The organism is Nitrosomonas sp. Nm132 (assembly GCF_900100485.1).
Classification (GTDB): Bacteria; Pseudomonadota; Gammaproteobacteria; order Burkholderiales; family Nitrosomonadaceae; genus Nitrosomonas.
The window spans coordinates 39,687-60,100 of record NZ_FNDH01000009.1 but is presented as its reverse complement, the minus strand read 5'-3'; the positions used below and the strand labels follow the sequence as shown (position 1 = coordinate 60,100).

Sequence of the window (20,414 nt, the reverse complement as noted above, 5' to 3'; positions counted from 1 at the left end):
TTACTCCGTGAATACAATGGTTGAATTAACCTGACGAATAATATTGGGATCGTCCATCCTGATTTGAGCGGGAGCGATACAAGAAAAACTACACATGCTTTGATAGACAGGCGCCTGGTATGAAGTGAAGTCCTCCACATCACGCTGGCTGGTTTCTATTTTGATCATGCCCTCATGATCAAACAGGGACAGATTGGCTTGAATAATCCGCCGAACTGCCTTGCGCATTTCGATACGTTCATCTGGATTCAGCGACCAGGTAACAATCTGGAGTTGCACGCTCGCAAGCCAGCCTTCATGCACCTCCCAGGCATCTTCATCCTGATTGTAAAAATCCGGCATGAATGCCTCACCTAGACCGCGCTCAGCCGGGGATTCGGACTCAAGATGCACGGTCACGCACGGCCAGCGCGTATCCTCGAATACGGGAGGAGCAGTCAGGATCGGCACTGCGTTATATTCATGTGTGATGACACCACGCTCGACTTCCACACGAAAACCATAATCAAGCCGGTCACGCAATAAACTCAGGACATCCGTACTTGCTTCTTCGTAAGAAGCATGCGGCATGCCTGTTGCCGTTGCGCTCGCTAGCCAGGCGCTATTAACCCAGTAATAAGCTTTGTAGTAATAGAGCTGATCGTTTACCAAGAACTGATGATCTACGACTGTGCCTTCATCCCCCTCATACACAAGGAACGCATTAGGATCGTCGAATCCTGAAAAATCATCTGTTTCTTTGCGTAGCACGCGCCACTTGCCTGCGCCCGCAACGAGACTGAGTAGAAGGCGGATTGCATTACCGGACGCGATGGGCTGAACAAATCTGATCATGATGCTGCAATCATGGCATCACGACACGGAAGATAATGGAGCCTCAAATTTAGGCAGATGAAATTATCTTTACCGGCATTGGATATAGCACACTTACCCACATCCTTATCCACGTAAATTGTGAATTAGTGACACATAGTTGTCGTGAGCTAAAAATCATCCTATCAAGGAGACCGCCAATGGCAGAGTTCAGAATCAGCGTTGATTTGTCAGATGTGATTGCTGCAGGCAGAGGCATTATCACAGCCGAGATATTCCCATTGCTCAATCAGGCCGTTCGTGCCGTTGCACAGCAAACAAGAATCGACTGGCTGGAATCAGTGGAACGCGCGAGACTGTGGCGAGGAGAAAAGGATGCTTACAAAGCGACGATTCAGTGGCAGATGATCAATGACTTCGAAGCGTTAGTGTGGGCAGATTATAAATACGCGAAAGAAATTGAGCGGGGACGCCCAGCAAGAGACTTGAAGCGCATGCTCAATACCAGCCTGAAGGCGCGCACATCGCAAAAAGGGAGCCGATTTCTGATCATCCCCTTCCAGCACAACACGCCAGGCGCGAATGCTACCGGACAGGCTATGCCGAATGAAATCTATGATATGGCTAAAACGCTGTCCTCGTCCATGGTGACTGGGCAAACGCAACGTCTATCAGGCACCGGCGCATACGATATTCAGTCAAGGAAACGATTGACGGTCAACCAGAATATTTACAAATGGGGAGGGAGTTTATCAGGAGACTCTATTCCAAATCGATTTGCTGGCATGCGTCGCTTCGACACCAGCGCAGGCGGAGCAAAACGCAGCACTTACTTGACATTCCGCGTCATGTCAGAGAAGAGCAATGGCTGGGTCGTGCCTGCCAAACCAGGACTATTCTTGGCAAAATCAGTGGCGGAAGCCATGCAGCCGAAAGCGGAAAAGGTATTTCAAGAAGCTATACGAAGAACTATCTAGCGCCCAAACAGATCAAATCTTCTCGTTACGAGCTTTCTGGGCAGCCTTGCGCCATAATGGTGATTTCTATCTCCCGGCATTTCATCCCATACAAAATACTCTGAATACCGCGTACCCGATATGCTGTATTGAGAACCGACAGGAGGCGCGCCAGTAGTCCAGGATAGCTGCCCACTGCTATTTACCGCAGGAATACCACCTTCAACAACGGTATTGTTATTAATGATCCAGTAGACTCGTTCAATACCGCTCACCGGAAAGTTGATCTTGTCGTTCTGCCCACGCAGCAATACCAGTGAAAATGGATCGGTTGCATTGAGCATGGTGATTCGGTCAAACTGACCTGCATCGTAAAGCAGCGAACTTTCCGGCACGCTCAATACGGCATCGCCCGCCTCATATCTGCCGAATTGCGCCCATTGACGCAGAACGCGCTCACTTGCCATGCCCGCTTTAGCAGATACTGGATTAGCCCAGCTCCTGCCCTTTCCGCCGCACACCGGGCAATTCGGTTTAGCTGCGCCGCTATGCGGATTGACGCACGGGCACATGGAAGCTTTGCGCCACAGGAAATCCTGCCCCATCCCGGCCAGATGATCATTGAACCAGTCAACGCTGAACTCCATGATTAAACATGCCCCAGAAAGGCAATTCTAGGGCCATGCATAGCATCCCTCAATGCATCCAGCTTGTCTTCAATTCCATCATGCCACTTTTGCATATCCACGCTCATTGATTGACTTAGCCCGTCAGATGAGATCGACCCGGATTGCGGCAGGAAAGCATCCTGCATTATCCTCAAGATAGCCATTTTCTTGACCAGATCAGCCAAGTCCGGGTAGTCCTGATTAGGGTTACCCAATCCAGCCGTGTAACGCACATGGATCATAAATGGCACGGTCCTGCCGCCTCCCAGTGCCTGCATGATGAATGCGGACAATGGAGCAGAGAAAGACTGAGAAGCAGGAACCAGCCGGATATGACCAAATTTTTTATCCAGCCTGATCCATGATCGCGGAACTTCAAACACCTGATTGGTAGGAGCAGGATAGGCAAACTTGATTGATTGCACAGAAATAATCGGCTTTTCTTTTGTGACAATGTATCCCCATCGTTCACCCATAAAGAAATGAGCATCATAGTCATATGCTGCTTCCTGAGCATATTTCGTGTTGGCTGCCTCCAATGCGTCAATCTCATCTTGAAGCGCATCGTCAGGAATAATGAGCGTTGGTTCAAAATAGATTCTCAATTGCCTGGATGCATCAGCTTCAGCAGCTATCAACTTTGAATTCAGGTAGTCATCCGACAGGCTGGATGAATTGGGCAAAGCATATTTTGAAGCCAGCATTAATTGATCTTGCCTCAATGATGCTGTTGTGGCAGCTAAATCTGGAAATAGAGAACTCAATTTAACCTCCTACGACAAATCACAAAATCAACTGAAGACCTTGCGTCTGGATGAGTTGGTAAAAATCGCCGTCGTCAATGACCAGAGAATACGGCCATCCGGCAATATCTCCCACAGGATCACGTCCACGATCTGCAGCCATTTGATCCAGCAGTACCTTGAGTTGCGCAGCATCCAGCTGCGTCAGCGCTTGATGTGTCTGCTCTCTCAGATATGTTCTGCAGGCATAATGAGTTGCAGGCTCTTGGCCATCAGATGACAATCGCACAGAAAAAGTAAACGCACCACCCACATCAGGATCAATAATGCGCCCGACATCCTCGGCAATGGATTTGTGCTCAGCTGAAACCAGCAGGTTGTATAACATCACGCCACCATTTCGTTGTAAAAACTGGTTATCGCAGTCAGCTCATCAGCCGTGAGTGCGCGATTGATCAGTATCAGCCCAAGGCTGTCTGTATTGAGTGTTTGATTTGCACCGAGCGTCAACCCCTGCTCAATTACTGCGCCGCCAATTGTCGCCATAGCTCGGGTTGCATTCGCACCTAAGTCTGGATTGGTAGAAACCAGCGCATCATCTACGCCGTCGTAATCAAGCCAGTAAACTTGGTTATATCCAGACTCATATACATCGTACCCACCAATTGCTTTTTGATAATCTGTAAGTGCACCTTTTTCGAACTGAAAATTTGTAACTCCAATTGTGGAAATACCATCCCCTGTGTACTCCCTGAATGCAGCTGTGTCATTGTCAGTAATTCTAATACCAGCTAAACCACTACCATCATTCATGCTTTGAGATGTAAGCCAGAGTTTATATACACCGCCACCGAGATCTATATAACCCGCACTAACTCCCGCACTTGTTGCAATATTTTTCGTATCGAAATTAAAATTTGCAAATCTACCAACAAAAGAACCAGCTAAATATAATAGCGCCCTTCTGCTTCCAGAAATTTGTCTAACGTCACATGATACCGTACACGTATCACCAACAAGCAGATTTGGGATAGTGGTCGTTGGCGAAAGTGTGTGAACTCCGAAACTAGTAGTTTCAGTAATGCTGGCAGTATTGACCGTGACCCGACTTTTAGTCCACAGCAACGTAGTATTATCTTCACTATCGCCCACAACGTTTCGTATACCGCTCGTCGGCTGCCTCTTTAGTATCGGTTTTTTGGACGTTGTGACTTGAGTTGCGTGATTTTCATTACCAGATTTATCGAGTATTTTACCGACCGGCTGACCAAGTACCGCTGGAGTTGTGTCTGCTGAATCTTGAAACATCGCAGATAAATCTTGCGGATCATTCCAAAAACCTTGCTCACCGTTTGCAAACAGAGCTTTTAGATTAAATTTTATCGCTCTCCTGACAGGCACATTAAGTGCACCGATTCGCATAAGCATGAATCAAATCCTCGCCGCACTTACTGACAAGGTGCCATCGGCAAACACTCTCAGACATGCGATCTTACTGCCTTTGTCGATCTGAAAGTACTCGACAGCTCCAGCAGGTAACAGCATTGATGCGCCGGTTGCCACTGGGTTATCGCCGAAGGCAATGTAAACATCCACGGTTGAGCAAAGGCGCACAGTCCGCGTATTAATAGAAGCAGACTGCACTGACGATGCGCCGATTGCAACAGATTGCGATGACAGTATGCGCGCAACCGGATAAACGTGTGACGCGCCTTCGGTTCCATGCTGAGAAACCGAAGCTTTGGTGTCTCTATCCAGGGATCTCATAGTCATTACGATGACGCTATAACGCCAGATGCCCTGAGCGCACTTAATAGAGCATCAAATTCTGCTTTGGTAGGATTTGCTCCCGCCGCATTATCAACAGCAGCAGCCTGTCTTGGCAATGCGGCAACTGTTTCCTCCAATTCGATCAGTCGCTCTCCCAAAGACACTTTCTTAGCGCCTGGTGTCATATTATTCAGAATGCGCTTCTCTTGTAATTTATTCATTTGTTATTTCCTTGTCTTTTGAGCGACCAGTCTTCTTGTGTGGTTTGTTGACGAGGACAGATTGACTCTCAGGCGAATGGACTGCTGATTCATCACTGGTCATTTCTCCCTCCTGCTTTCCATTAGAAGGCTCTTTATCCACGTCAATCAGCTTGTATCCACCAACTTTCAGAAATCTATGAACTACCGTCTGATCCAATTTATCAACCGGATCGACCGATACCATGCCGCCTAACTTATAAGATTCAAATTCAATCCCGTTAATATTGCTCGACGCATTAGGCAAGGTGCAAAGTAATTTCTTAACCATTCCACTATCTCCCGTAACTCAACAGGAAACCAAAAGGATTCCTGCTGAGATTTAATTGCTGATTACGCGAATGGCTTCCACATCGCACCGTTGCTCACGATGTTCTTGATAAGGACATGGTGACGGCGTTTACCAATACGAAGATAGCCGAATAGCAATTGCGCCCAAGGAACAACCGCGCTAACCGTTGGGTAAAGCGGGAATTTCAGCATAGGCAGCAACTGTCTCCAGGTGATCGCCATTGCGCCAGGCGCCATATTCAGAATATAAGCGCTGGATGAACCGGGGATTTCACGGTTCAGATCGATGTAGGTTGTGGTAGCACCTGCTTTTGCTACTCGTGCCATCTGACGGACATCATTAGCGTTGGCCGTCCCATTCAGGCGGCTACGATAGATCACATAGCCAGTTTCTGCTCCACCAGCCGATGCGGTAATGGTCAGCGTGACTTTATCGCCAACCGCCACAGCGACCTGAGCAGATGCCTTACCGGTTGACTCGCCGGAAGCATTGACGCCGGTTACAAAGTAGTAATAATTGCCGTCATGCGCAGCGCCAAACTTGGAGCTCACATCACTTGTAGCCACACCAGCCACGGAAGCAGGCTTAATCGTATCCATTTCGGCAGCTTCCGCAGGATTACTCACCTCAAAAGGCATTTGCTGCCGCTCGTCACGGATAAATACGTCATTTACCGTTTTGATATTGCCCCAGCTCGTGCGAATACCTACAACTGGAGAACCCAGGCTGATACCGCCTCCAGGCACATCGGTTAACGGTACGCGCCATGCGGGATCAAGCCCGATATCAAAATCTGATTGGGTAAGCTGGCTCATGAAAAGGTGAGTGGGCGTACCGAAGTTACCGTATCCGGCAATCTGCGCAGCCGCTTTGCTTACCAAATCAATAGACGCAAGCGATTGACCCTCTGCGTCCAGGATGTTATCCGCCGAGACTTGACCAGCATCAACACCATCCAACAGCAATGCGCGCAATCCGTCATACTCGGTAGGAACAACCGTGGAATCGCCCTCAAAGCACAGGTATTCGGCATCCGTCAGCAACTGCAATGCGCCGTTCTGAGCTTCAACTGCCTCGGCATCCGCAATCGCATTTTGCAGTGTTTGCACGAAAGACACCTCGCGACGGGTCATCAGATATTTGACCATGCCGGTACGACGATTGTACTGACCTTGCGCCACACGGATATTGCCCGTCTCAGTATTAGTCGATCCGCCTAATCTACCGCCAACGCCTGATTGCTCAGTCCATTCATCTACCGTAGCCGTTGCATTGGTTTTTTGCAGCTCGTTGAATAAAGCAAAATGCTTATTCTCCTGGATAGTGGACAGCATGGTTTTTTCGAGCGATTGAATACGCAGCGCACCGCCACCAGTCAGCTGCGCAACATCAGTACCGTAACCCGCTTCAAGCGCCTTCTGCAAATCTTGAACATCCCCCAACGACATCTGACCAGTACCTGATGCATTGCCGGTCAAAGATTGGATTACTTGTGGATTCATTATAATTTTCCTTAACTTAGTGACTAATGATAACGATACGGGAACTTAGCTGATTACTCTGCTAACGATGTCCGACGGAATCGGCATGCCCTTGTTCAGATACGCTTCCGCGCGAGCCACGTCATTGCCGGTTATTTTTCCGGAAGCTTGCGCGCTCAATGCCTTTGTCATGAATTCATTTGCAGACATGCCTTCTTCTTCCTGAACAGACTTAACGAGAGCAGCGGACTTCTTCTCCACGACGCTAACAACCGCCTTGCGTCCGCGACCTTGACCGGACAATTGGCCGATCTTTTCCTGTAGAGACTTAATCATGTCTCCCTGTGATTTGATGAGCGTGACCGCAGTGCCAAGCGCTTTAGTCAACGTTCCTTCATTCTTCTCGATACGATTCATCAACGACTTAACCAGCTTGGTTCCGTCTTGCGCTTCAATGATTTCTCCGCTATCAAGGGTGAATTGAAATGATTTGGTCATGTTTTCATCTCCAACTTCCACTTCATCGTCACTTAGATCGTCGTCGCTTTCTTCTTCATTTCCATCGACATTTTCATTCTCATCACTCACATCGCCTTCACCACCTTCAGCCGCCGCAGCTTGGATCTTTTTATCATCCTCGCCAGTGTCGTCGGATGGCATGGCCTTGCTCATGGTTTCGAGTTCGTCTAACAGTTTTTCAAAACTCATAATTTTCTCCATATCTCCGTTTATTACCCGCCCGACCTGATTGCCTGGCGATTTTTCAACCCACGTTTTAAATCGCGCATGAAGCGCTCAACACATTCGGCGGCCTCGTCCCGAGACAACCCGAACTTCTGCGTGCAATGCGCAACCAGGTCACGTATCCCTGGGTTCTTACCGAGACTGCCTTTATGCAAAGCCTCCGATAAGCGATTGCGTAATTCAAAATATCCAATGGGATTGCCATGCAGGGATTGCTTGCGCAATGCCGCGCCGCCCGACAATTGAGCGGAATCCGTGCCGTAACCTGCTTCCAACGCCTTGGCGATATCAAGACCGGATGCCCCCCAGCTCTTGACGAGCACACCTATGGGAACGGTGGCCACTGTGGGAACCGCTGGATTGACTGGCGTTTTGCTAAAGCCTATATTCGACCAGCGCACTTTCTTGATCATGTTTTTGCGTGCCTGGGTGCCTGCATCAATTTCAACGGATCGCTCAAGAATTGATCCGCCAACGCTCGGATACCATCTCGCTGGAGGCTGTATTTCAGTCAAGCTTTCCCAGAATTGATTGGCCTGTTCAGCGGCAACACCTTGACCAGAATAAATCTCGCCTTTAACAAATGTCTTGGCACCATCAAAGCGGACATCAAGCGGTCTACCAATCTCGTAGTTCTGATAATCCGGTATGCCTGCATACCCTTTGGCCGGATTGGGCTTGCCGATCAAACTGAAATGGTCGATATCCAGATTTCCGTAGCGTAGAAACCAGTCCGCGCTATCCTTGAGCGCTTTCTGCAGAACCACTTCATTCTGCTGGTCAAGCGCCTCGTTGCTCGCTTCCAGATAAATCAGACGCTGCCCAGACTCCATCGCAGGAGTTGCCTTGAGCATGCTCCCGATGCTTATGTAATCTGGTGTCGCTGCAAGTATCTCCGCGTCGTTCATGCAGCAATGTTTGCATCACGACTTGATAGATAAGGGATTGATCACAAAAAAACCGCCAGAAGGCGGTCAAAGTGCGCTACCAAAGCTCACTGGCGATTTCGCCAGTGAGAAATCGTTCTCTCTCACTTGGAGAATTCCAAGTGAAACTAAATCCGAATAGATGCTTTTGCTTGCGCGATGATCATGTGCAGCAGGCCACGCTCTTTGATTAAATTCATATATTCCTGCGACTGGTCCAATGATGAAGACCGTATTTGCTGAATGCGCGCATTGACTTCATCCAGCCTCGTTTCAGCCCGCTTGAGTATCAGCTTCTCGCTTTCATTGATGCGATGCTGCATGACGGCCAACTCGCCTAGCTGTCTCCTTGAGCGATCCTTGAGATCATCAATCAACAGCGTGTCTCCAGAAAACTGTCAGACGCCGGGGAAACCCCGCAACTAACAAGCAGCAGGGCAAAAATAATTGCTCTCAAAACAACCCTCCTTGATTTTGTGTTAGTTCTCGCTGGCGCAGGAAATAAGCCAGGCCGGTATCATCAAGTCCTTCCAGCGGGCTCGTAGTCAAATCCCTCAACTGATACTTTTTTGCCAATCGGTCTCTTGCTCTGCGCTCAGAAGGATGGTCTCCAACCAAATCAATCAATTCAATATCATTTTTCTGCCCAATCCGGTGTATGCGCGCCCTCCTCTGGGCGTGAGTCATCGCAGTATTCACCACGTCGTACTGAATCAGGTACTGACCGCGCTGCGCGTTTAGCCCCGTGCTTGCAGCATCTGACGCCACAAGAATATCGACTTTCGGTTCTTCACCCCCATCGGGGCTGAACATCTTGCGCTTACGATCCTTCTCAGCAGACGAATCTGCTCCTGATATCGTAACGACGCGCATCCCTTCCTTTTCCAGCCGCGACTTGATGGATTCAACGGCTTCCAGGCTGTGTGAAAAAATAATTCCTGGTTTCCCGCTTCTCGCTTTGACCTGTTTCGCCACTTCGTCCAGTTTCGCAGATTCTGGGTGAGCATTGATTATTCGTTGCGTAGCGGACTCACGGACAATCCCAATTGCGTTTTGCAACGACTTCGCAATCGATTCATGCCGATCTTCGGGAACGCCATCGAACATAGCGGGATTCACCCGTTTTGCAGCTTCAATATCCACCTTGCCTTGCATTCTGGCAATGCGCATAGACGCCAAATCCTTATCCAATGAAGACAGAGCGTGTTTCTGGCCTTCACTGAGCGGCACGTTCACCACATCGCTTTTGACATTGACTTTTGGTTCTATCTTGTGAGGATAGAAGTATCTTGCCATTTCTCGACGCAATGCATCCTTTGATGCCAATGTATCTGTTCCGTAGCGGCGCATGAACTCCGCTCTGTCGGTATATCTTTCCGGTGCTACCTTCTGCAACGCGGAGAATATTTCCGACGCGTCATTGCGAACCGGGTCGGCGGTCATGCTCACATAGTAAGGAGTATTTGCAGAAAAAGAGCCGATCACGTTGGACATGGCGGAATCTTCCTTCCCTTGACGGTCGAGAAGGTTATGACCTTCATCGATCATCATGTACTGAAAATCGATTCCTTCTTTCTCCATCAGATCACGCGCCCACTCTTTGCGTTCTGCGTGAGTCATCACTGATACACGCTCAGACATTTCTTTTGGCGGAATACCCGCGCGTTGCGAACCCAGATATAACAGATCGTCACGAAGCGATTGATGAGTTACAACACAAAGATGATTATCAGGATTTTTATATGCCGCGATTCGCTCCGCACGGTTTGCGCCAGGCTCGATGTGCCAGTTAAACTTGTTCGGCTCAAGATACCTGATGGCCTCTCCCGAAAACTGCCCTTGGACTATGCTTGGAACTACCGCAATCCCTCTTTTTACAAGCCCTTGCTGATGAAGATGGGTAAATCCGCCGAGACCGACAAGCGTTTTTCCGGATCCCGCGCCTAGGTGCAAGCCGATGCGCTTGTTTGCCTGAATCAGCTTGATAGCCCGCTGACGCGCGTAATTATCGCCCCCGCTCATCGATGGATTCCAGAGTTTTACGGGTTGCCCCGGCTTAAAGTTTTTGCCGACAATACCCATCATCCCGGCAATCTGCCGCTCTGCTTCATGCCCTACTGTATGCCGCTCATCGCTTCTTAATTCTTTAATGGCTTCCTCAGCAGGCATTTCCTCAGTAGAAAAGAAATCCATTTGCGACTGTTCAAACGCTTCCTGACGTTCTCTCACCGCATCCAGTTTGTCAGAGACAGAACCTGCAGCATATCTGCCTTGAGAGCGCTCACGCAGACTGTCTATCAACTGCCTTTGTTCTGCCATTCTTGCTTCCCGCGTTTCCTGGTCTGTTGCATCCAGATGATTCAGGTTATTACGGATAACAGACCGGCCTATCTTCAAAGGATTATCGGGATTCAGTTTATTGTGCTCATCAACAAACTTTTTGGACACGCGCGAACGAATCATGTCCTGAATGGACTCGTAGGCTTTTTCATGCCCACGCATCGTGTCAATATACTTATCCCAGGTTAGAGATGCAGCATTAACCTTCGCCGCAAGCTCATCACGCTGATTGCGCCAAGCCGACCATTCCGGGTTAGTAGCCGTGTCGCCAAACATATCGACAAACTCTTTTTCCGGCTCGTTTTTGTCCAATTGCTCCAGGTCTTGACGCAACATGCTGGATTCCGGGGTTTCCTTCGCCACATGACGATAGAAATACTCTCTAAGCGTCCTTTGATCAGTATGGGTCAACTCGCCTATCTGCTTATATGCCGCCACACCCTCCGGTGCCTCTGACAATGCGCGATGGAGTGCATCAACTGATTTTTGGTTGATTTCAAACTTTTGACGGTTGATCGGGGATCTTGATCCACCGTATCTGGATTGTACGAATTGGTCTGCATATTGCTCGAAATGGTCAGAGAGCGATTCAGCTCGTTGTATTTTTCCATCTTGATCCTTTAATGGTGCAACAACATCTAGCGCAGCTCTGTACGCTTCATCACTACCTGCTTTCTGGAAGAAATCCAGCGATTGAATATCAGCCAGAATATCGGCAGGCGTATCACCATCAGCCGTGCGTCCACCGATATAATCTCGCAGTGATTGTTCCAAGTCCTCGCCCGGTTGAAATGGTTCAGCTAACCTTGGCGCAATACCCGGCTTAACCTCCATTGCCAAATCCGGCCTGTTGGCAACGCCCAACGGCAGCCAACCATCTTCATCGTGATCGCCACGCATGATTGATAGGTTACGCTTGATTTGCTCGACATCTGCCCGATTGACAGGTTTTGCCAGTCTATCCATTCCATCAGCGTTAATTGTCAAGAAGGTCTGACCGGATAAATCGTCAATTTGATAGTCGCCACGCTGCAATCCGATTGCCCGTGCTCGAACGACCGTGCTATCCACCGGCAGATTGCCTAACGGTACCTGTACTGAATCTTTTGCACCCTGCTTGAGCGCAACCACCAGCGCCGCATTGGCTTCCATCTCGCCCAACGCCTGCCCTACGATCTTTTGCGCATCCGTCACCGCAGTTCTACGCTTAGAATTGAGCTCTTGCGCCGTTTTAAGATCGGCTCCTGTTGCGCCCTCGCCTATCTCTATTTCACGTGCGACATCCATCAATTCACGCGCTCGGCCCAATGCCTGTTCGCTGGTTTCCATGTAATGATGAAGGTGGAATTCCTGCATGCCTTCAGCAATCCGATCCACGTCTTCTTTCAGATCGTTATGGATTCGCCTTGCCAGCACTTGCGCTGCACCGGCTATACCCAGCACATCGACCACTGAGCGATCTACCAAAGCATCACCGCCCACAGCAAGCGCCAGGGAATTAATGCTGTTATAAGCACCGATACCCATATATTTTCCAACGGTTTCCTCCGGTTTATCACCGGCTAACCGCTGAAATTCCGCCAAAAATGTGCGTGTTTGCGCAGTGCGAAGGTCGTTTTCGATATCTTCTGCAATGCTCTTTTCCAGATCCGGATCAGCAGAATACTCGAGCACGAATGCTTTCGGTTCCACCTTGCTGGTAGCTGCATCAACTTCGGCCAATTTTACTTTAGCCTGCTGATTAATGGCTTTCAGTTTCTTTTCGGCCTTGAGTAATTCGACCGCAGCCTTAGCATCGTCCAGCACATTCACGGCATTGGATACAACCGGCTCACGGATATTCTCAAGTTCAGCTCTCAATAGCTTTGATGCTTCACCACGGCGAATTGCCGCCATTCGTTGAGCATCGGTTAACTGAGCAAGTTTCTCAGAGCGGATTTTGTTGGATTCGACTGACAGCTCATCATCGGTTAAACCGGCTTGTTCAGCTCTTCCTTTGTAATTGGTATCATAACCAAGGCCGCTGGATTGACTGGGAACGGGATCAAGATCATCAACAGAGAGCGTTTCCTCATCTTGCGAATTGAGCGGTATTTCACCTATTCCAGCGGCTAGTCTTGCTTCTTCGCTTGATAGCAATTTTTGCCGTTGCAGCTCTACTGCTTGCTTTGCTTTTTCCAGTAGTTTTTTGTGATGGGTATTGCGCAGCTTGTTGATGGTCGCTTCAGATAGATGGCCGTACTCTTTTTCTGGAAATTCCAGAGAAGATTGATCCCAACTCATTGATTGCGCAACAGCCTGAACGTATTCCTTCTCAGCTACCTTGCGTTGCTGAATGATCGCTTGACGCACCTTGGTTTTGGACTCACCTATACCAAGCTCTTTATCTTTTTTGCGCTGCTCTTTTCTTTGTTCGGTTTGCGCTTTTCTACGCTCAGCCGCCTCTTTCTTGTAATCGGATTCTGAGCGTACATTACGCAGCTTCAGGTAGTTAAGCTTGCCGCCAGCACCGCCAATAACGCGCATGCTTCCATCTGATTCCTCCTGAATGAGTAACGGCTGACCTTTTGCATCCTTACCGTTGGGATGTACCGTGATCCAGCGCGCGCCAGGAGGAATTGCCGCTTTTAGAAAGAAGATTGGCTTCATCAGCCAATCGTAAGGTCACGACAAATCAGACTCCAGCATCTTCATCATGCAAAAGAATTACCCCACCGCCCGATAAATCCTCCACAGTTTCACGCCCCAGGTTATATGATGCATTGCTACGATATTCTTCTACAGCAGCTTCTATCGCTTCCTGCAGAGTCTTATGCTCAGGCATTCTGGCTATCGTATCTGCATCCATATACTCGCCCAATAGATACAGATTTTCATTCGTATAATATCGCTTCATCAGCGCTTTGACAAAATACCAATAGACGCCAAAATTTCTATAACGCCTCGGGTCTTGCTGCAACAGTTGCAGGGTAGAATCTGCGAACGTTTTAGGATCAACCATTCTTAATGCGCCCCTCTATGATTTCTCGTATCGTTTTATGCTCATCCCCGCCCCATTGTCTAGGCCGCAGTATTCCAGCATTCTGAATACCGGTTTCCGCATTAACCGCCTTCATGTCAGCAATGCCAGATGCTTCCGCTAATTTAAGCATCATTTTAAGCACTTGATCGCTGTGACCATAGTCTTGATGCAACTGGCTCAATACCTCCTTATGATCTGCTTCTTTGTAATGACGCAGGCCGGATTCAACCATTGCTGAAACAAGATCGTCGTACCCAGCATCTTTCGCCATGCCAATCAATGCGGCATGCACCGATTTTTCGTGCCTAGATCCGTGAAAGTACCCATTGTGCTTACCAAGCGACCGGCCACCAAGCACCTCGACTTGCGGCAAATGATCGACTAATTTATCGCCCAATACACCCAGGTGCCGTGCTTTTGCCCACAGGATAGCCAGCGCCTTTTTGGGCAGCTTTACGTGCGCGCCATGCCCTTTCGTGTAGTCCTGAACCACACCCAAGGGCGCAACCTCGTCAATTGTCTGATTAAGCGTTTTGGCTTTCTTGGCTCTTTCGACTTGCTCTTTATGGAAACGATCCTTCAGCGCCTTGACAGATTTCGATGTTCTTTCATCGTAATAAGAGAATGATTCGCCATTTGTACTAGCAACATGACTCGAAAATGGATTGACTTTTTTATCTCCAAACGATGCCCCTCTGTATTCTTTGATTGCATGCGTCACACCACTGCTATTACTGCCTCGCTTTCTGCTCGATGTAAATGCCTCTGTGCCAAATTTTATATTGCGCTCCTGATCCATCCAGGCGTCTTCCAGTCGTTTTTTATTCTCATCGGTAGGCAGCACAAAATCATGAGTATCTAGCTTGTCACGCACAGAATAATGATCCACCAAATCAAAAGCGCCGCTCTCTTTATTTATCATGGGTAACTTCCCATTCGGAATGCTTAGCTTGTAATTCTTAGCACCCTCCTTCAATTGCGCCTGAATGGCAGCACCCGATGCAGTTAAGACATTAGACGGAATACCGACAAGCTGCTTGTAATCTTTGATATCACTCAATCCCGCCGCCGCCCTTTCTTCAATCTTGATAGACACTGCCTTTGCTTCATCCTCTTCGCTGAAAGCAAAAGGAGTAATACCGTGTTTCAAATCAGCAAGCTTCACGGTGCGCTTACGCCCATCAATATCAGCGTAGCCTCGAACGGATACGGTGCGATCTTTGAGATTAACGCCGGTTACGACAAATTGACCTTCTTTTTCACCCCCTTCATTCACGGCATGAAACGCGAAGCCAGCATGAAAAACATTCCCGGATTGCGGCTCCATGAGTGCATCGGTATCTGAATCCAGCAGGTTTTTTGCGGTAAAGAATCGATTGCCTTTCAACGCAACCCTAGCCTTCTCCATCTTGGATTGCAGCATTGCGGCACTGGTCGTGTTTTTGTTTTTAAGCGCTTTGTAGCCCGCCGTTAAAGTCTGGAACCTAACGTATTCCTCGGCAGCTTTGGCGCGCTCACCGGCCTCGTGACGCTGCAGCGCAGCTTCTTTGTCGGAAGCAAATTTCTCACGCGCCGCATCAGGGTCAGCGGACAGCATAATAAGCATTTCATCCCGGCTAATATTGCCCTCCCGAGACAGATTTTCAATCTTATCACCGCCATTCCATAGCAAGTCTTGCCAATCCTTCTTGGCGCCTATCGACTGGTAACGGTAGCCGTCAAACGACCCTTTTGACAGGTAAGTATGAATTCTCACAGCCTCGCTGATATTGCCTTGGCGTAATCCACGGCCATTACGTTGTTGCACGCTGGCGGGCTCCCACGGCAAGTCCATATGGTGAATATCAGTGGTGCCCATTTGCAAGTTAATACCCTCACCCATGGTAGCTGTGTTACCGATAACCACTTTCAGTTTGCCGCTATTGAACTGATCGGCAATATTCTGACGCTTCACCGAACTCGACGCCACTTGGGCATTAATCACACCGATTTTATTTTTAGGTATGCCGGATTTTACAAGCTCTCTCACAATCTTGTCGTGAGCATCAATGTAATCAGAAAATACAACCTGACCGCCCTCTTTAATGCCGCTAGCAACGTGCTTGGCGAGCTCCTTGTATTTCGGACTGGTAACGCCCACGTAAGTCTCGGGATCATATATTTCCAGGTCAAGGGCCGCTTTGTTCATTTTATCCATGACACTGAATATGTGCGCATCGCCGGTAGCGTCTTTCTTGGCAGCATTGACGGCCATCTCACGCAATTCATCATAGACAGCTTGTTGCTGTGGCGTCATATCAATCAGGTGCATTCGATCATCACGCCCAGGCAGCTTGAGCCCAACGTCATCCGCCGTGGTGCGACGTATATATTGCGCCATGAGATTGCGCAATTCATCCATGTTCTTGAAGCCAGCAACTACCAAAGCTTCCTCAATCTCGCCGCTAGTGCTCAAGACATTATCTGTCTCGAACTTGCAGAATCTATCCAGGAATTCTTCACTGTTACGGATACCGATTCTTTCAAATGCTTCTGGTGCGATGTGCGACAACATTGAGTAGATTTCCAACGGGCTATTTTTGGTAGGTGTGGCTGTCAGACCATAAACACCCTTGCCGCCATTATTATTCAACAGCCAACGGGCCTTTAAATTGAAGTCAAGTGCCCGATTCGACAGACCCTGACCACCCAAGAATTTTGGACTGTCACCGAAACGAGATTTCGCCGCATATAGATTCTTGTTATGGTGTGCCTCATCCGCAATCACCATATCCACGCCCAAATCATTGAAGTAAATCACGCCCGTTGTGCCGGAGAACTCTCGCTTGGCAATCGATTGCTCATAAGCTTCGCGGATTTTCTTGATGCGCTTATCACCGGCATTACCCAACGAATCGCCACGTTGCACCCAAAAATCTGTGTCGTACATCTCTTTTTTGGTTTTAGGGTCAAGGTCGATTTCCTGAAATACCGGCTCAGAGATAACAATGAAGTCATAATCGTTTTGCGTTATGTCATGGTATTTACGTTCACGCTCATTTTTGTTGTCGTCCCGCCCAACTAGCTTACCGTTCGCATCATAAGAAAAATCACCGCCTATGGTCATCACTTTGGAACCAGGGAACCATTTTTGAGATTCCACATACCAGTTGGCCAGCACCGATTTAGGCGCGACGATAATAGGTTTTTGAGCTTTGCCGGTAAGCTTGGCCAGTCGCGCCAACATCAGCGCCCGGATCGTCTTGCCTAGCCCGACATCGTCCGCAATAATGCCCTTGCCTGCCGCAAGCGCCCACCGCAGACCGGGCCACTGATATGGCTTGATCTTGTCATGATTCGCCAGACCAGGAATATCAATCGGTTCATCAGAATATTCACGATGCACGAACCCACGGAATTTACGATTATATAAATCCTCCACCATCTCCCGATGTTCAGACGTGAGCAACCACTCTTTGAATTGCTCGTTCCACTCTTCGATGGTAGGCAGATCATCTTTTCTGACGCCGGTACGATTCAGGTATTTATCGAGCAATCCGTCATTGATAGCCACCCCTTTACCTATCTTGTAAACGCCGCCCTCGAACGTCACAGACGCCGGCGCCATATCCCGATACCAGCTAGATTCAGGGAATTTTTCACGCAACTCATCGGCCCGACTATCAATCCACACTTCCATGACATTCAATGGAATGAATGCGCTATTCAATTGGATATCCACATCCTCAAGCGATTTCGGATCGATGGTTTCCTCAAGCTGGCGCTTCTGATTCTCTAGCTTCGATCGCATTACGCCATCCATTCCACCCACGGACAGCTTGGCATTGACCGTATCGAGCTTAGGCCATAATTGCCCGGTCAGATAAGCATCCATGGGAGACCAGCGCTCGTCATTAACCACCGCATAGCGCGCATCCGCAAATAGCTGATCTAGCACTTCGTCTTCATCTTTATTCAGAGCTTCAGCCAATTCAGCCACTGTGAAGTCACCAGACTCATGAGATAGCGCCAACGATTGAGCAACCGCATCAAATCCGCCCTCAATCCTTTCTGCTTCTCTACCGGACACAACATCAGATAATCTGCCATCCTTGCCTACCGCTCCTATCAGCCGATACAGGGTTTTATCGTTCGCAGCAGCAACCAATAAATCCGGGTGATTGGATGGTATGCCATGCAGCCCCATCCATTCCCGCACATCTTCTTCAAGCTTGGCCCGATCCACGGCTTGCCCGCTCATTAATCTATCGATTTCGGCAGCCAGCTCCAAAGCACTCGTCACCGCTTCAGACTGCATGGCCTCGTCAGCTCTGTGCCAACGGGGAGGATTGCCCTGCAATACGTAGGTAACGCCATCCTCTATCTTGATATCCCCTACCTTGGCACCATCATGATAAGGTTTTTTGTCGGCAGCATTTAGCGCGCGATTCTTGTCGCTTTCATCCGGCAAGGCATTCAAGATATCCTGCATTGACGGTGTTTTAGTTTCTGAGTTCGGGTCGAATTTCTCAATCAGATCAGGTACGTCACGCATTGAACCATTGACCGTGTAAATCTCACCGAAAGCGCGCATTGCCGTGCCCACTTCACCGAACACGTTACTTTTGCCGCGCCCTTCAAAGTAAGCTCCTGACAGGAATTCGTCATCCCATACGCCAATCGATTGCAACGTCTTTTTATCCAGCGTACCCAGCGCCCCAGCCACATCATCGGGCCGTTTACGCAAATAAATCACATCTGCGGTAACATCGGTATGACTTGCCTCGAATGCACTATTAGGCAGCCGCTGAGCGCCCAGGAATTCAGCCTTACGCAACATTCTTTCCCGGAACTTGCGCCCATTCTTGCTATCCATAATGCCGCTTGGCACTACCAGCATACACAATCCATCAGCCCGCGTTTTATCCAAGCTGGTGTCGATGAAATACTCTTCCGCCTTCGACAAATCCTTCTTGTCATCTTTCAGAAGCATGCCTCGCGGCCCATACGGCGGATTGCCGATCACGATATCGAATCGCCGCGTATCCTGTGTAGCAAAGCGTTCCAGCGATGCATTCACGATTTCATGACGCTCACCATGCAATGCTTCAGCTATCTTAGCGGAAATACTTTCCAATTCGACACCGGTAACCTTGATTCCATCAGGCGCAGTGTGCAGGAATACGCCCGATCCACATGATGGCTCCAAAGCCGTGCCGTGGGTAATACCAAGTCTTTCCGCAACCTTCCACATAGCCAATGCCACTGCCGGATCGGTATAGAATTCGTTAAGCGAATCACCGCAACCGCCATTCCCGGAATACTGGCGCAATAATGCTCGGTCTGCATCGGTCATATCTCCCGGCACTTTCATCACCAGAGCCGCAGCAGCCGTATTCAGCTTCCTACGCTCTGCCTTGGTAATACCAGCTTTCACACCAAAGACCAGGGGATCGATAGCATTATCGATTTTCTCTTGACTGACGGTTTCCGAATCATTGGAATCGTTAGTGTCTAATGGTGTTTTTTTCTTAATTGAGTTTTGATAGGCCTCTCCTTCCAGATGCTTTTCCCGGATAAACCAGCCACCATCCTTAAGGAAGGTATATTGGTCGATTCCGGCAGCTTCTTCCTTGGTCAAATCCTTTCGGATAATTCCTCGTATGATCTTGCCCTTCCTAGTGACGTGCTCGACGATAGGCAGATCATCACTTGCAGACTCGGACACTTCCGGCTTATCAAGCCTGATCCAGTCAGATATTTGAACTGGGTAAATGCCGTTTCTGGCATGCCGCCCACGTGTCGCGCTGGATAGGTGTGCATAGACCTTACCATCCTCACGAGCGGCTCCAGTGTTGGTGATATACCAGGTGTCACCGTCGTGCTCTACAATTGGCAAATCAAGTTTGGGAGGTGTCACATAACCCTCGGTCTTAGAAGGATTCCCAGACGCAGCAGGTTGCGCAAATAGATCGGGCTGTTTCACTTCCTCGACCTTCAGCCCATCGAACATCGCAGATACTTCCTTGATGGTCTTGCCATCAAGTGCAGCTATTTTCTCGAAGATCGTTTGTTGCTGACCTTCAGTCAGCATTGATAGCTTGGACGCAAGAGACTGCATTCCGCCTTGCTTGGCAATGAATGCGTCTAACTTTGAGGGTTTTTTCGATTGTTCAGTGGAATTATCACCAAATAAATTCCCCTGCGTACCGCCAGAATCAGGCAGTTTCTTTTTTTGAATCCGCACGTGCGGTTTTACTACACTTCCGTCTTTACGGACTGATCCCTGCACTAATACAGGAGCGTCAAACAGCAGCGATTGCTGTTCTGCTTTCAGGAAAAGAATCAACATAGGCTCGCGACTTCGACAAAAGGTTATTGAGCCTATTGTCGTGTCACGATGCTTTTTTTATGAATCTT

16 protein-coding genes are annotated in these 20,414 nt (G+C 48.8%); 1 reads left to right on the top strand and 15 read right to left on the bottom strand.

The window, feature by feature from the left end; all coding sequences use genetic code 11:
• Window positions 1-834 carry a hypothetical protein gene (locus tag BLP80_RS05585; RefSeq protein ID WP_090540992.1) on the bottom strand — a complete coding sequence of 278 codons (834 nt, stop codon included), beginning with the start codon at window positions 832-834 and terminating at the stop codon, window positions 1-3.
• 179 nt (window positions 835-1,013) lie between these two features.
• Between BLP80_RS05585 and BLP80_RS05580 the strand changes: the two genes are divergently transcribed.
• Window positions 1,014-1,790, top strand: a complete 777-nt coding sequence (locus BLP80_RS05580) for a hypothetical protein (RefSeq protein WP_090540988.1) — start codon at window positions 1,014-1,016, stop codon at window positions 1,788-1,790.
• On the opposite strand, the gene BLP80_RS05575 is transcribed toward BLP80_RS05580, so the two are convergent.
• The 14 genes from BLP80_RS05575 to BLP80_RS05510 all read right to left on the bottom strand — a co-directional run bounded on the left by BLP80_RS05575 (window position 1,787) and on the right by BLP80_RS05510 (window position 20,346).
• Window positions 1,787-2,416: a hypothetical protein gene (locus BLP80_RS05575; RefSeq protein ID WP_090540985.1), complete on the bottom strand. Its 630-nt coding sequence runs from the start codon at window positions 2,414-2,416 to the stop codon at window positions 1,787-1,789. The genes BLP80_RS05580 and BLP80_RS05575 overlap by 4 nt on opposite strands.
• A 2-nt stretch (window positions 2,417-2,418) precedes the next feature.
• The gene (locus BLP80_RS05570) at window positions 2,419-3,201 is read right to left on the bottom strand and encodes a hypothetical protein (RefSeq protein ID WP_090540982.1); all 783 of its coding nucleotides are present in this window, start codon (window positions 3,199-3,201) and stop codon (window positions 2,419-2,421) included.
• A gap of 19 nt (window positions 3,202-3,220) precedes the next feature.
• Window positions 3,221-3,568, bottom strand: a complete 348-nt coding sequence (locus BLP80_RS05565) for a hypothetical protein (protein WP_090540979.1) — start codon at window positions 3,566-3,568, stop codon at window positions 3,221-3,223.
• A complete protein-coding gene (locus BLP80_RS05560) occupies window positions 3,568-4,608 on the bottom strand; it encodes a phage head spike fiber domain-containing protein (protein ID WP_090540977.1) in 1,041 nt (346 codons plus the stop codon). The genes BLP80_RS05565 and BLP80_RS05560 overlap by 1 nt, the downstream gene beginning before the upstream one ends.
• Window positions 4,609-4,611: 3 nt before the next feature.
• Window positions 4,612-4,953: a hypothetical protein gene (locus BLP80_RS05555; protein WP_090540974.1), complete on the bottom strand. Its 342-nt coding sequence runs from the start codon at window positions 4,951-4,953 to the stop codon at window positions 4,612-4,614.
• Window positions 4,953-5,171 carry a hypothetical protein gene (locus tag BLP80_RS05550; RefSeq protein ID WP_090540972.1) on the bottom strand — a complete coding sequence of 73 codons (219 nt, stop codon included), beginning with the start codon at window positions 5,169-5,171 and terminating at the stop codon, window positions 4,953-4,955. The genes BLP80_RS05555 and BLP80_RS05550 overlap by 1 nt, the downstream gene beginning before the upstream one ends.
• Window positions 5,164-5,481, bottom strand: coding sequence for a hypothetical protein (locus tag BLP80_RS05545; protein WP_090540970.1), 318 nt, complete (start codon window positions 5,479-5,481; stop codon window positions 5,164-5,166). The genes BLP80_RS05550 and BLP80_RS05545 overlap by 8 nt, the downstream gene beginning before the upstream one ends.
• A 62-nt stretch (window positions 5,482-5,543) precedes the next feature.
• A complete protein-coding gene (locus tag BLP80_RS05540; RefSeq protein WP_090540967.1) occupies window positions 5,544-7,004 on the bottom strand; it encodes a hypothetical protein in 1,461 nt (486 codons plus the stop codon).
• Between the two features lie 45 nt (window positions 7,005-7,049).
• A complete protein-coding gene (locus BLP80_RS05535) occupies window positions 7,050-7,691 on the bottom strand; it encodes a hypothetical protein (RefSeq protein ID WP_090540965.1) in 642 nt (213 codons plus the stop codon).
• Window positions 7,692-7,714: 23 nt separating this feature from the next.
• Window positions 7,715-8,635 carry a hypothetical protein gene (locus tag BLP80_RS05530; protein ID WP_090540964.1) on the bottom strand — a complete coding sequence of 307 codons (921 nt, stop codon included), beginning with the start codon at window positions 8,633-8,635 and terminating at the stop codon, window positions 7,715-7,717.
• 146 nt (window positions 8,636-8,781) lie between these two features.
• The gene (locus BLP80_RS05525; RefSeq protein WP_090540962.1) at window positions 8,782-9,030 is read right to left on the bottom strand and encodes a hypothetical protein; all 249 of its coding nucleotides are present in this window, start codon (window positions 9,028-9,030) and stop codon (window positions 8,782-8,784) included.
• Between the two features lie 76 nt (window positions 9,031-9,106).
• Complete coding sequence (locus BLP80_RS05520) at window positions 9,107-13,642, bottom strand: helicase-related protein (protein ID WP_090540960.1); 4,536 nt, start codon at window positions 13,640-13,642, stop codon at window positions 9,107-9,109.
• Between the two features lie 25 nt (window positions 13,643-13,667).
• Window positions 13,668-13,994: a hypothetical protein gene (locus BLP80_RS05515; RefSeq protein WP_090540958.1), complete on the bottom strand. Its 327-nt coding sequence runs from the start codon at window positions 13,992-13,994 to the stop codon at window positions 13,668-13,670.
• Window positions 13,987-20,346 (bottom strand): SNF2-related protein, encoded by a 6,360-nt coding sequence (locus tag BLP80_RS05510; protein WP_090540956.1) that lies wholly within the window; start codon window positions 20,344-20,346, stop codon window positions 13,987-13,989. The genes BLP80_RS05515 and BLP80_RS05510 overlap by 8 nt, the downstream gene beginning before the upstream one ends.
• Window positions 20,347-20,414: the final 68 nt, after the last annotated feature.

Bases quoted from the DNA above. Each gene is read 5' to 3' on its own strand.
- BLP80_RS05540 (WP_090540967.1), bottom strand. From the start codon at position 7,004: ATGAATCCACAAGTAATCCAATCTTTGACCGGCAATGCATCAGGTACT.
- BLP80_RS05585 (WP_090540992.1), bottom strand. From the start codon at position 834: ATGATCAGATTTGTTCAGCCCATCGCGTCCGGTAATGCAATCCGCCTT.
- BLP80_RS05535 (WP_090540965.1), bottom strand. From the start codon at position 7,691: ATGAGTTTTGAAAAACTGTTAGACGAACTCGAAACCATGAGCAAGGCC.
- BLP80_RS05580 (WP_090540988.1), top strand. From the start codon at position 1,014: ATGGCAGAGTTCAGAATCAGCGTTGATTTGTCAGATGTGATTGCTGCA.
- BLP80_RS05545 (WP_090540970.1), bottom strand. From the start codon at position 5,481: ATGGTTAAGAAATTACTTTGCACCTTGCCTAATGCGTCGAGCAATATT.
- BLP80_RS05555 (WP_090540974.1), bottom strand. From the start codon at position 4,953: ATGACTATGAGATCCCTGGATAGAGACACCAAAGCTTCGGTTTCTCAG.
- BLP80_RS05560 (WP_090540977.1), bottom strand. From the start codon at position 4,608: ATGCTTATGCGAATCGGTGCACTTAATGTGCCTGTCAGGAGAGCGATA.
- BLP80_RS05520 (WP_090540960.1), bottom strand. From the start codon at position 13,642: ATGAAGCCAATCTTCTTTCTAAAAGCGGCAATTCCTCCTGGCGCGCGC.
- BLP80_RS05530 (WP_090540964.1), bottom strand. From the start codon at position 8,635: ATGAACGACGCGGAGATACTTGCAGCGACACCAGATTACATAAGCATC.
- BLP80_RS05510 (WP_090540956.1), bottom strand. From the start codon at position 20,346: ATGTTGATTCTTTTCCTGAAAGCAGAACAGCAATCGCTGCTGTTTGAC.
- BLP80_RS05565 (WP_090540979.1), bottom strand. From the start codon at position 3,568: ATGTTATACAACCTGCTGGTTTCAGCTGAGCACAAATCCATTGCCGAG.
- BLP80_RS05575 (WP_090540985.1), bottom strand. From the start codon at position 2,416: ATGGAGTTCAGCGTTGACTGGTTCAATGATCATCTGGCCGGGATGGGG.
- BLP80_RS05515 (WP_090540958.1), bottom strand. From the start codon at position 13,994: ATGGTTGATCCTAAAACGTTCGCAGATTCTACCCTGCAACTGTTGCAG.
- BLP80_RS05550 (WP_090540972.1), bottom strand. From the start codon at position 5,171: ATGAATAAATTACAAGAGAAGCGCATTCTGAATAATATGACACCAGGC.